Source organism: Actinomycetota bacterium, assembly GCA_014360645.1.
In the GTDB taxonomy this organism is placed as follows: Bacteria; Actinomycetota; Geothermincolia; order Geothermincolales; family RBG-13-55-18; genus Solincola_B.
Map to the genome: position 1 here is coordinate 104,191 of JACIXD010000008.1, position 12,470 is coordinate 116,660.

The 12,470-nt window shown below is 67.3% G+C and carries 7 protein-coding genes; 6 read left to right on the forward strand and 1 reads right to left on the reverse strand.

Going from position 1 to position 12,470, the window contains the following annotated elements:
- The first annotated feature begins 214 nt into the window (after nucleotides 1-214).
- The 6 genes from H5T74_08795 to H5T74_08820 all read left to right on the forward strand — a co-directional run bounded on the left by H5T74_08795 (nucleotide 215) and on the right by H5T74_08820 (nucleotide 11,252).
- Complete coding sequence (locus H5T74_08795; protein MBC7230470.1) at nucleotides 215-1,960, forward strand: hypothetical protein; 1,746 nt, start codon at nucleotides 215-217, stop codon at nucleotides 1,958-1,960.
- A 159-nt stretch (nucleotides 1,961-2,119) separates the two neighbouring features.
- The gene (locus H5T74_08800; GenBank protein ID MBC7230471.1) at nucleotides 2,120-3,046 is read left to right on the forward strand and encodes a PAS domain S-box protein; all 927 of its coding nucleotides are present in this window, start codon (nucleotides 2,120-2,122) and stop codon (nucleotides 3,044-3,046) included.
- 621 nt (nucleotides 3,047-3,667) lie between these two features.
- A complete protein-coding gene (locus H5T74_08805; protein ID MBC7230472.1) occupies nucleotides 3,668-9,319 on the forward strand; it encodes a protease inhibitor I42 family protein in 5,652 nt (1,883 codons plus the stop codon).
- A 487-nt stretch (nucleotides 9,320-9,806) separates the two neighbouring features.
- Nucleotides 9,807-10,010, forward strand: a complete 204-nt coding sequence (locus H5T74_08810) for a hypothetical protein (GenBank protein MBC7230473.1) — start codon at nucleotides 9,807-9,809, stop codon at nucleotides 10,008-10,010.
- A gap of 382 nt (nucleotides 10,011-10,392) precedes the next feature.
- Nucleotides 10,393-10,818: a pilus assembly protein gene (locus tag H5T74_08815; protein MBC7230474.1), complete on the forward strand. Its 426-nt coding sequence runs from the start codon at nucleotides 10,393-10,395 to the stop codon at nucleotides 10,816-10,818.
- Nucleotides 10,815-11,252: a hypothetical protein gene (locus H5T74_08820; protein MBC7230475.1), complete on the forward strand. Its 438-nt coding sequence runs from the start codon at nucleotides 10,815-10,817 to the stop codon at nucleotides 11,250-11,252. Before H5T74_08815 ends, H5T74_08820 begins: the two co-directional genes overlap by 4 nt.
- On the opposite strand, the gene H5T74_08825 is transcribed toward H5T74_08820, so the two are convergent.
- Complete coding sequence (locus H5T74_08825) at nucleotides 11,242-12,036, reverse strand: hypothetical protein (protein ID MBC7230476.1); 795 nt, start codon at nucleotides 12,034-12,036, stop codon at nucleotides 11,242-11,244. The genes H5T74_08820 and H5T74_08825 overlap by 11 nt on opposite strands.
- Nucleotides 12,037-12,470: the final 434 nt, after the last annotated feature.

Sequence of the window (12,470 nt, forward strand, 5' to 3'; positions counted from 1 at the left end):
ATACGCGGAAGCCGGAGGTGTTATAATAGCGCCCGTACCCGACTTGCTTGCCGGGATCGCTAGAGTATCCGAAGCCTCCGCAAGCCGCGTTATCGTGAAACATCTCTAACTAAAGCAATATAAACATGTTGACCTTATATCCTTACATGTATATAATATTTCCGCTTGCGCTAGTTGTCTGAAGAGATGCCGGTAACCCCGGGGGTGAGGGCATATGGGCGGCGAGATCATCGCCGAAAAGTTCGCCCTACTCAGGACGCGCGGCGGCAACGGCGTCGCCGTCACCCACCTGGTGGAGGACACCCTGCTCGGAGAGAGAGCGGTGGTCAAGGTCAGCGAGGGGCTGGAGGACCTCGCCTTCGAGTATCTCAAGACCTACAATCTCGCCAGGGAGCTGGACCTCCCAGGCCTGCTCATGCCTCTGGAAGGAGGCCTGCTGGAGGAGGAAGGCGGCTATTACATGGCCTTCCCCGAGCTGGGGGAACCATCCCTCGAGGACTGGCTGCGAACGGGCGGGCTTCTCCGCTGCGAGGAGATAATGGCCCTGGCCTTGGGGATCCTGCGCGCGCTGGAAGGGCTGCACGGCGCCGGGCTCGTCCATCTCTTCCTCAACCCACGCAACGTCTTCTACCGTCCCGGGGGGCACGTGACCCTCAAGGATCCCGCGCTGCGGAGCTGCTTCTTTTCGAGGTTCCTGGAGGAGGTGGCGGCACCCGACTTCCACTATTTCAGTCCCGCGGTGATGGACGGCGACCCGCCGGGGCCGGAGGCGGATCTCTTCGCGGTGGGCAGGCTGGTGGGACGCCTGCTGGAGGAGGCGGGGGACGCGGGCTCCTCCCCCTGCGTCTCCCGGATCGCGGGACTGGCGCAGGCCTGCATGGAAGCGGGGATCGCCGGGAGCGCGGTGTCGGCTCGAGACCTGCTGGCAGAGTTTGCCGGGGAATCGGCGGGGAGAGGCTGGGACGTGGCGGGTTCCGGCGGGGGAGCACCCGAGCCCGGAGAGGCCAAGAGACGGGAGGAAACGGTCACCGGAGGCCATTTTTCTCCCCGCGCGGAAGCCGCCCCGTCGGAGTGCATGCCGGAGCCGGCAGGCAACGCGGCGCGCCGCGGGCACGGCGCGACGAGGGGCATAGGCCGACCTTTTGCGGCGCTGAGGTTCACGCGCCCGCTGTTGAGGATGTCAGGGCGGCGGGGGCTGTCCGGAACGTGTGCGGGGGAAGGGGAATCCCCCGCGGCGGGAGAGGCGAGGGTCCGCACGCGGGCGGAGGCGAGCGGGCAGGCTCGAGGCCGCGGGGCTCCGTCCGGGTCCCGGCCCCCGTTATCACTTGAAAGAAAAGGATGGGCGACCGCGCTGTTGCTGGCGGCGTTCCTCTTTCTCGCCCTGGCGGGATGGTCGGGCGCCTTTCTCCTCCTGCAGGGCGGAGGCGTGAAGGCGCCCGCCGACAGCACGGCGGGGCGATCTTGCGCGGGCGGCGATGCCGCGGCGGCGGCCGGACTGCTGGGCAGGTCCAGGGGCCTTACGGTGGATGGGACCGCCTCCGGTCTCCGGACGGCGCAGGGGGAGGTCGAGGCGAACGGCGGGGCAGAGCTCGAGGGAGCGGCGGCTGGTAGCACCCGGGATGCAACGGTGGATGAGGTGGAGGGCGCCAGGGACGGCGGGGAGGAGCCGGCGGCGGCCCCTTCATCCCCCGCAGGCGGCTCCGGTGCGCCCCCCGTGGCGTCCTTCACCCTCACCCCCGCCGAGGGAAGGTCTCCACTCCAGGTGCTGCTGGACGCCTCCGCCAGCCACGATCCGGACGGACGCATCGTCGCCTACTCCTGGAGCTTCGGAGCCGCCGGAGTGAGGCTCTACCACGTCTTCGAGAGCAGCGTCATCCCCGCGAGGATATCGGTCACCCTGACGGTGACCGACGACGTGGGGAACAGCGCCAGCGCGACCCGTTACGTGACCCTCTATTGACCCCGGTGCCGGACGAACCAGGGGGCCGGGAACGGCGATCATGCCTCGTCCGTTATCCCGGGTTCGCCCTGGCCGGAAGAAATGACTGTCAAGCCGGCGGCCGAACGACCGATATATTTGTTAACGGTGGGGTGCCCTTCTCCGGACGGAAGCAAAGGCATGGAAGCTGAAAAGGTCGACGGCAGGATCGAGGCAGAGCTGGAGGAACTGCGCCGGCGCGTGGCCGAGCTGGAGGAGGCGCGCGAGGACCGCCGCGCCGAGGAACCCAGACACGACGAAGACCATTACTTCCGCAAGCTCATCGAGAACGCCTACGACCTCATCCTGGTGCTCAACCGGGACGGCAGCATACGTTACGTGAGCCCGTCCGCGAGGCGCATCACCGGGTACGAGCCCGAGGAACTCATGCATAAGGACCCCTTCGAGTTCGTCCATCCGGACGATGTAGGCGTCCTGCTGGAAAGGTTCCGCGCGGGTCTTGACGAGCCGGGGAAGGTGGAGCGCGTCACCTACCGTGCACGCCACCGGAAAGGCACCTGGTTCGTGGCCGAGGCGGTGGCCACCAACCTCCTCCACGACCCCTACGTGGAGGGCATCGTGGTGAACATCCGGGACGTCACCGCCTTCCGCCACGTGGAGGAGGAGTTGCGGAGGTCGGAGCAGAGGTACCGCCTGCTGGTGGAGAACCTCAACCACGTGGTCTTCACCGTGGACACCGAGGGCACGCTCACCTATATCAGCCCGGCCATCGAGCGCATGAGCGGGTTCAGGTGCGAGGAGCTCGTCGGCCAGCCCTTCATGAGGTTCGTGCACCCCGAGGACCTGCCCGGGTTGGCGGGGAGCTTCCGTCGCACCCTGGGCGGCGCCCTCGAGCCCTACGAGTTCAGGGTCATCGACAGTGACGGCAAGGTACGCTATGTCCAGACATCCAGCCGCCCTTACGAGGAGAACGGGGCGGTGGCGGGGCTCATCGGCCTCATGAGCGAGATAACCGACCGCGTGCAGGCGGAGGAAGCGCGGCGGCGCACCGAGGAGAGCTTCCGCTCCATGATCCGCAGGAACATCCAGTATTACAGGAGCACCTGAACCGACCACCTTACGCCAAGGTTTACCGGGAAGGCCCGCCTCGACCTCGCCCCTCGCGGGATATTCATCAGAGACGCGGCGCCGTCGCGATGGGTATCCTTAAACAGGAGAAGGCGCATTTCATCGACTGTGCAGCGACCTCGCCCCTCGCGGGATATTCATCAGAGACGCGGCGCCGTCGCGATGGGTATCCTTAAACAGGAGAAGGCGCATTTCATCGACTGTGCAGCGACCTCGCCCCTCGCGGGATATTCATCAGAGACGCGGCGCCGTCGCGATGGGTATCCTTAAACAGGAGAAGGCGCATTTCATCGACTGTGCAGCGACCTCGCCCCTCGCGGGATATTCATCAGAGACGCGGCGCCGTCGCGATGGGTATCCTTGAACAGGAGAAGGCAAAGTATATATAATAAAACTCCAAGTCATGGGGGAACAAAAGGGGGATGAATGACAGCGCGCCGAAGGACGGCAAGAGGCGCACTCGCGAAGGCGATCGGTGCGCTCCTTTTCTCGGCGGTCCTCGTTCTCCAGGGAAGCGCGGCTTTTGCAGGCGCTCCCTGGCCCGAGCCTCCGCCGGGGCAAGACCCTTACCGCTATGAAGATTACTGCCGCAGCGGGGAGATGCCCGACGATTACTCCCCACACGACCCCGATTTTTGGAAATACACCAGCCGGGAAAGCGATTCCCTCTACCACGCCCTGATCCGGCTCTTCGCCCCCGCCCTTTACGAGAAGGAGCTTAAAGGGGTGATGGGGGCGAGCATCGACCGCGCCTGGTCGGTGACCACGGGCAGGCCGGACGTGATCATCGCCGAGCTCGATTCCGGCGTCAAGTGGCACGATGTCAAGGCCATGGCCGACCTGGCGCGCAAGTTCCGGCTCAACCCCGGTGAGCTGCCGCCGCCCCGGGGAGCGGCATCCTGGGACGCCGACGGCAACGGGGTGTTCAACGTGGACGACTACGCCGGCGACCCGCGCGTGAGCGATCTCAACGGCAACGGCATGCTGGACCCCCAGGACCTCATCTGGTTTTTTTCCGACGGCATCGACGGTGACGGCAACGGCTACCAGGACGACGTCTGTGGATGGGATTTCCTGGAAGACGACAACGACCCATGGGACGAGCTCGATTACGGGCACGGGACCTCCGAGTGCCTGTGGTCGGCGGGGGAGGCGAACAACGGCACGGGTTTCCCGGGAAGCTGTCCCAACGCCATGCTCCTGCCGGTGCGGGTGGGGGATTCCTTCATCGTGGACATCAACCGCTTTGCCCAGGGCGTCATCTTCGCGGTGGACTCCGGTGCCTGGCTGATCCAGGAAGCCCTGGGGTCGGTCAACAACTCCCCCTTCGGCCAGGCGGCCATCGACTACGCCTATTCCAGGGGGGTGGCGGTCATCGCCTCCGCTGCGGACGAGGAATCTGCCCACCAGAACTTCCCCTGCACCTACGAGCGCACCATCCAGGTCAACGCGGTGCAGAAATACAATTCCATGGGATCCTTCCTCGTGGACCAGTTCCCGCCCTCCTACCTCTACCTGGGAGGGATAACCAACTACGGCGCACACACCATCGTATCCACCCCCTCCGACGGCCATTCCTCCGGGGCCACGGGAAGGCTTGCGGGCATCGCGGCGCTGGTGTATTCCGCCGCCGAGGACGCCGTGCGCCGCGGCGAGATCTGGCGTTACCCCGGTCTGGAGCGGCCGCTTTCCGCGTGCGAGGTGAAACAGGTCCTGGCCATGACCGCCGACGACATCGACTTCTCGCCGCAGTCCTACGGGGTCACCAACGGACTCCTGGACGCGATCATCGGCCCCTCCGAGCGCTTCCGCTCCACGCCGGGGTGGGACCCCTATTTCGGCTACGGGAGGGTCAACGCCTACGAGGCGGTGAAAGCGGTGCAGGAGGGGCGCATCCCCCCCGAGGCGGAGATCTCCGCGCCGCGTTGGTTCGAGCTCATCGACCCCGGAAGGGTCTCCCTGGCGGTGGAGGGCAGGGTGGCGGCGGTGCGCGCCGACGCCTACAACTATACGGTGGAATGGGCGCCGGGATGGGACCCGGCGGAGAGCGAATGGAGGACGGCGCGCAGCGCGGGCCCCCTTTACGAGCCGCTGCAGGGCACCCTGGCCACCCTGGACCTGGGCCGGATATACCGCGCCGTGCAGGAGAGCATGGAGGAACGCGGGGGGTCGGAAGACCCCAACCGCCACGCCTTCACCGTGAGGGTGAGGGTACGTGACAGCCGTGGGATATGGGGCGAGGACCGCAAGGCGGCCTTCTGCTTCCGGGACCCCGACGCCCGGGAGGGGACGCCCGTATGGATGGGCAGCGACGTGTCGGCGCCCCCGCGTTTCGCGGACCTGGACGACGACGGCGCAGACGAGCTCATGGTGGCCACCGGTGAGGGGCTGGTGCACGCCTTCAGGTCCGACCTGAGCGAGCTTCCCGGCTGGCCGGTACATGCCACCCCCCTGCCGCTGCACGAGGGCTCCGCGGCTTTCCGGTCCGGAGCGGTGCCCAAAAACGTCTATGCCTCCGTCATCGGTGCTCCCGCGGTGGGAGACCTGGACCGCGACGGCAGGCTTGAGGTGGTGGCCGGGGACACGGAGGGGAGGATATACGCCTGGGATAGGGCCGGGAGGCTGCTGCCCGGCTTCCCGGTGCGCTCCAACCCCCTTTACTCCATACCTGACCGCGCCGATTGGTGGACGCCGGGGGCGCTTCCCGAGCAGTGGCATGCCGCGCGCATCGCGCCGGACAGGGTACACCGGCTCAACAAGTGGAACTGCTTGGACAAGGGTTTCCTACGCGGCCCCGTGCTGTGTAACCTGGATTCCTCCCCCGACGGCTCCCTGGAGATCGTGGCGGCCTGCCTGGACCAGCACCTCTACGCCTGGCACGCCGACGGATCGCCGGTGGAGGGCTGGCCGGTGAAGCTGGTGGATCCGGCCAAGGTCGCCTCCATGGACCCCCTCACCCACACCTGCGTCTTCCATGACCAGGAAAACCTTACCAGGGGGAGCAAGATAGTCACCAATCCCTCCGTTGCCGACCTGGACGGGAACGGCACCCTCGAGGTCGTCTGCGGCACCAACGAGGGCTATCCCGACGAGGCCCTCAACGTATCGCCGCGGACCTTCGCCCTATCCCTGCTCCTGCCCTTCATCAAGCCTCTCATAGGAGGGGCGGCGGGCGCGCTCTTCAACCCCGGGAACACCCGTGTTTACGCGGTACATGCCGACGGCAGCGCCCACGGTTTTGACCCCGGCGCCGAACCGCACGCGGACCGACCGCCCGCCAACGCCTACCTCACGGGCTGGCCCGCCCGCCTGGCCATGGTGGCCACGGGCATGCTGCCCAACGTGGTGGAGGGGGTGAACGGCCCCGCTGCCCTCGCCGACCTGGACGGCGACGGAAGGCTGGAGGTGGGGGTGTCGTCCGCCGCCGGGCCCGGCTATATCCTCAAGGCGGACGGGACTTCCTTCCTGGGAAGCGACGGGAGCGGCCTGCCTCTGAGCCTGGAGTGCGACGAGGCCGGCGCCGCGGCGGGATCCGGCGACCTGCCGGTGATGTGCGCCCTGGGCGGCGGCTGCTTCGCTGAGCTGCAGGGACACGGTCTGTGCTACGTCTCTCCCACCATGGGGTTCGGGCGGGCCATCGATCTCTTCCTGCCCGCGAGCCAGACTCGCTCCGATGACCAGATCTCGGCCTGGAGCGCGTCCGACGGGCGCTTCCTGGCGCCCTTCCCGCGCCGCATGAACGACATGATGTTCTTCCATACCCCAGGGGCCGCCGACCTCGACGGCGACGGGTCCCAGGAGGTGCTGGCCGCCAGCTCCTATTACGATATCCATGCCGTAAACGCCTCGGGGGCGGAGCCCATGGGCTGGCCCAAGTTCACCGGAGGGTGGAGCGTGGCCACGCCGGCGGCGGGAGACTGGGACGGAGACGGCAGGCGCGAGGTGGTGACGGGGACCCGCGAGGGATGGCTGCTGGCCTGGCGCACCGCCTCCACCATCGCGGACCGGGCGGACTGGCCCGAGTACGGGCACGACCCGTGGGGGACGGGGTGCCTGGAGACGGACGCCTGGAGGCCGGGGGCGGTCAGGGACCTCGTCCTGGAGAGGATAGACAGGGAAGGCAAGCCGCGCGGGATCAGGCTCGCCTGGACGGCGCCGGGAGACGACGGCGGACGCGGCCGGGCCATGTGCTACGAGGTGCGTTTCCTGAACCGACCCATAACCGAGGAAAACTGGGGGGAGGCCATACCCCTGGAGCGGGGGAAACCCATGCCGGGAGAACCCGGAAACATGGAAGAATATGTCTATGAAGGCTTTCCCTTCGACGGGAGCCTCAAGGGGGTCACCGTCTATATGCGCATACAGGCCCGCGACGAAGCCGGTAACCTCTCCGCCCTCTCCAACCAGGTCTCGGTCTCCTACGAGGGTGATGTGGGGCCCGAGCCGGAACCCGAACCGGAGCCGGAACCGGAGCCGGAACCCGAACCGGAGCCCGAGCCCGAACCGGAGCCGGGACCGGTGGGCCCCTCGCAGACCTCGGCCAGGTGGTATTTCGCCGAGGGGTGCACGGGGAGCGAGGCCCGCGGCTCCTTCGAGACCTGGATCCTGCTCCAGAACCCGGGAGAGGAGAAGGCCAACGCGAGCCTCACCTACGTCACACATCAGGGCAAGGTGGCGGGGCCGGTGCTGGAGATTGAGCCGGGGACCAGGCAGACGGTGAACGTCGCGGCCACCCTTCCCGGCGCCTGGGAGGTCTCCACGGTGGTGGAGTCGGACCTGCCGGTGGTGGCGGAGCGGGCGGTGTACTGGCTTGCCCCCGAGGGAGGGCGGAAGGCGGCCCACGATTCCATCGGAGCCGTCGAGGGCTCCACTGTCTGGTACCTCGCGGAGGGCTCCACGGGGAGCGACGAGAGCGGCTCCTTCGAGACCTGGGTCCTGGTGATGAACCCCGGCGACAGGGCGGCGGAGGTGGCGGTCACCTACCTCACCCCCACGGGGGAGGTGGAGGGCCCGCGCTTCCGGCTCGCCCCCGGCTGCCGGCAGTCCGTAGGCGTGGCGGATACCCTGCCAGGAGAGTGGCATGTATCCACGGTGGTGGAGTCGGACCTGCCGGTGGTGGCGGAGCGGGCGATGTACTGGAACGGGAAAAACTCTTTCCGTGAGGCGGCCACCTGCTCCATAGGAGCGGGAGAGGGCTCCACTGTCTGGTACCTCGCGGAGGGCTCCACGGGGAGCGACGAGAGCGGCTCCTTCGAGACCTGGGTCCTGGTGATGAACCCCGGCGACAGGGCGGCGGAGGTGGCGGTCACCTACCTCACCCCCACGGGGGAGGTGGAGGGCCCGCGCTTCCGGCTCGCCCCCGGCTGCCGGCAGTCCGTAGGCGTGGCGGATACCCTGCCAGGAGAGTGGCATGTATCCACGGTGGTGGAGTCGGACCTGCCGGTGGTGGCGGAGCGGGCGATGTACTGGAACGCCCCCGGCGCCTACCGCCAGGCGGCCCATGCCTCCGTCGGCGCTGTGGCCGGCGACCTCACCTGGTATCTGGCGGAGGGTTCGACCCAGGAGAACCACCCCCAGAGGATGGCGACGGGCGAGTGGCCGGAGAAGGTGGACATCTTCGAGACCTGGGTCCTGGTGATGAACCCCGGCGACAGGGCGGCGGAGGTGGCGGTCACCTACCTCACCCCCACGGGGGAGGTGGAGGGCCCGCGCTTCCGGCTCGCCCCCGGCTGCCGGCAGACCGTAGGCGTGGCGGATACCCTGCCTGAGGCCGTACAGGTGTCCGCGGTGGTGCGCTCCGACCTGCCGGTGATAGCGGAGCGGGCGATGTATATAGACGCGGACGACGGGACGCGGAAGGTGACCAGGCGTGCCGCCCATGCCTCCATCGGCGTGCCGGGGTCATGCCTGGAGGGGTTTCGGACGCAAGCGCGGGCGGCGGGAGAAAGCGGGAAGACGGTCAGGGTCGCCAGGGGGGAGAGTTTCGCCGTCGAACTGCCCTCCGACCCCTCTTCTGGAAATGTCTGGATGCTTGCTGCGCCCCTGGACGAAACAAGGGTGAGGTTCATATCCCGCTCCGTGGCCTCCGGCGTCGAGGGAGGATCCGGTCCGGTCCGGGAGGGCGCGGAGACATGGGTGTTCGAGGCGGTGGGAGAAGGCGAGGCCTCCATAAAGCTGCGTTATTCACGCCTCTGGGACGAGGATGATCGCCCCGCGGGCGAGGTGTCCATCGGGGTCACGGTCTCCGAGTAGAAGAGCGGCGTTCCCGCGTGCGGAGAGCGCATATCTCCCTGCAGCCGGCCGCGGGGAGCCGGGCCGGGAACGAAAACAGCCGTCCGCCCCCATCCCCTTTCTTGCCGGGGCCCGCTCAACCGTCGAGGCGGGGAATCCCGTCCTCGGGCATCGTACCCTACGCCGCGACGTCCATAATTACGGATAGGGAATATGGTTTTTCCTTATCCCTACTCACGGGCATGGTACCCTACGCCGCGACGTACAAAATAATGTAAAGGTAAGATATGGAATACGCTGTCCCCGCTCACGGGCCTCGCACCTTTTTCGCGACCTCATCGAGGGTAAACCCGGGATCTTTTGACCCCGGCACGGGATCTTGCGTGGCGGGGTACACGGGAACCCGAAAAACTCCTGCGGCGCCCTTCTTCCTCAAGGGGGGTTGACGGCCGCGTTGTCCTCATATAATATAACATGTATAACTTTTAAGATATAAGAAGGAGAGGACATGGCGGTAAGGATCATCAGCACCACGGAACTGCGGTCGAAGGCGGCAGACATGGTCCTCGGGCTGCGCAGGGGGGACCGTTTTCTCATCCAGCACTACAACGACATCGTGGGGTATATCACCCCGGAGATACCCTCGAACCTGCTGAAGAAGCTGGGCAACAGGAAGGCCAGCCGGGAGGAGACCTTCAAGACGGTGGAATAGCCCGGCAAGAGCCCGGGAGGAATCCGTCCCCGGCTGCGCATCCCGGGCGGGGCGTCCGTGAAGATCCGCCCGTCCCCGATCAAGAGGTTTCTTTTCTCGTGCCACGCTCGAGGCGGGCAGGGAAGGAGGGGACGGAAAAGCGGGAGACATCCTTCCCGCCGGGAACCGCGTACCGCTTCACTCCCGCCGTGCCGCGAGGGCGCGGAGGCTGGACACGGAGGCAAGGCATCCCCAATCCCGTAGCCGCGGAGGCGGCGGACCGGTCCGTGCGCCGCGTCCCGGTCAGCCCGCGGGGGGCATCGCACGGCGGCGAAATGCGGAGGCGGGGTCCGGCGTTGATCCCCCGTGGAGGAGGAGCATGATGTCGCGCATACACGGTCCCATGGGCAGGCGCTCGGTCAGGCACCTGCCTCTCCCGGGGGACGAGAGCGCCCAGGCCACCGCGGAGTTCGCGCTGGTGCTGCCGGTGCTCCTCCTAGTCTTCCTTCTCTTCGCCCAAGCGGTGATGGTTATGCGTGCCCAGATCGCGGTGACCGCCGCGGCCAGGGAGGGGGCCCGGAAAGGGGTGGAGACGGGGAGCGTGGCGGCGATCGAGGGCGCCGCCGCCAGGGCGGCGGCGGGACTGGATGGAGAGAGGCTGCGGGTGAGGGTGGAAAGCGGGCCGCGCCGCCGCGGCGAGTGGATAAGGGTGGAGGTGGAATATGACGTGCCCGTGTCCATACCCGCGGTGCAGGACATCTTCCCCGCCATCACCGTGCGTGGCTGTGCGGAGATGCGCATAGAGAACGACCGGGAGGAGGTCCCGTGAGGAGGCTGGTGGGGGACGAAACGGCGGGGGTGACGCCGGTGGCCGCCGTGCTGGTGGTGGTGATGCTGCTGGTGGGGACGGTGCTGCACGACGTCACCGCGCTCTATGGCGCCCGTAGCATCGCCCAGACTGCCGCGGACGCCGCCGCAAAGGCGGCGGGCTTGGAGCTCTCCCCCCTCTTGAGGGTCGGGAGCGACCCCACCTCCGCGGCGAGGGATTACGCCTCGCGCAATGGCGCCCGGCTGGCATCCCTCAGCTACGGCGGGAGGCTGTCCTACATCTGGGTCACGGTGAGGGTGGAAAGGGAGGTGGAGCTCCTGGTCATGTGGGGAAGGAGGGCCAAGGTCAGCGCCACCGCGCGCTGCTATTTCGACCTCGCTGCCCAGGGACGTTCCCTTGGCGCTCGCGGTTCGGCGCCCGCGGTCAGTAGATGAAGAAGGGAAAGGCATCCACCCGCCATTCACTGGCCTCCTTCACCAGGCGCACGCGAGAGGTCTCGGATTCCAGATTGCCCCTGCTCCCGAACTCGATGGTCACATCCACCTCGGCGGACCCGCCATCGAGCTTTATGCCGTCGGGATCGAAGTCGTATGACCGCGCGGTCCCGAATACCCCGGAGAACTCCGCCGCCGTCCAGGCTTTCTCCAGGCGGTGCTTCTCCCGGTAATCGCGGCTCAGGTGTTCGAAGAGGTAATCGGTGCGGCCATCGATGCACGCGACGAGAAAATCCCGCAGGGCCTGTTCCACCTCCGTTTTCTCGTCGCCCTTGTCGCGTGGCTTGTTGGACCAGTCGAGGGCGGTGAAGGAACTCACCTTCCACGCCTCGTTCTCCCTCACCAGCACTAGGGTCTCCTCGCGCGTGCCCCTGCCGGTCACCTCCACCTCCACCCTCACCACGGCCCGGTCGTCTTCCAGCGCCAGGTCATCCCGGGGGGAGAAACGGTAGGAGACGAGGTAGCCGAGGGCGGCGGTCAGCTGGTCCCGGTCGAGGGGGTCGGGCACCTGGTTGGACTCCAGGTAGTCACGGGAGAACATGGAGCGAATGCCCTCGAGGTCCTGGTTCCCCAGGGCGTCCAGGAAGGACATCGCCGTCTGGGACACGGCTTCCGCGCGGTCTTCCGCGGACTCTCCGCCGCCGCACCCCGCCGCGCAGGCCAGCGCTAGGACCGGCAGGAGCACGGCGGCGGACATCACCACGACCCCTCTCCTCATCTTCATCCTCTCCGACCTCCCGGAACTCTTCCGCATCGGTTTCGGAACCGTCATCGCTCCCGAGCATGATCCGACCGCGGCGGAGCCGTTCCACAGCTCCCTTGACATCCAGACTCTGCCTTCCCTGTATGCCACCACCATCGCTCCGGCGCGTGGCTCGACCGCGGCGGTCCTCCCAGTACATCTTCTCCGCCGCCTTCGCCATACCTCCCGCGTTTGGGATCTCTGAAGACCCCCGGTTGTTCCCGGGACGGGAACCGGAAAGGGGACTCCAGCCTGGGCCGTTGCCATGCCCGATCGCCGAGCTCCTCTGCCTATCATGCCGGCTTATACGTCCTCGCTTCGCTCGCGGGTCTTCACCTGCCGGCCTGAACGGGCTTCCCGATAAGGCGCGGCCAGGTAACGAGGGCACATCAAGCACTTGGCCTCGCCGTGCCCCG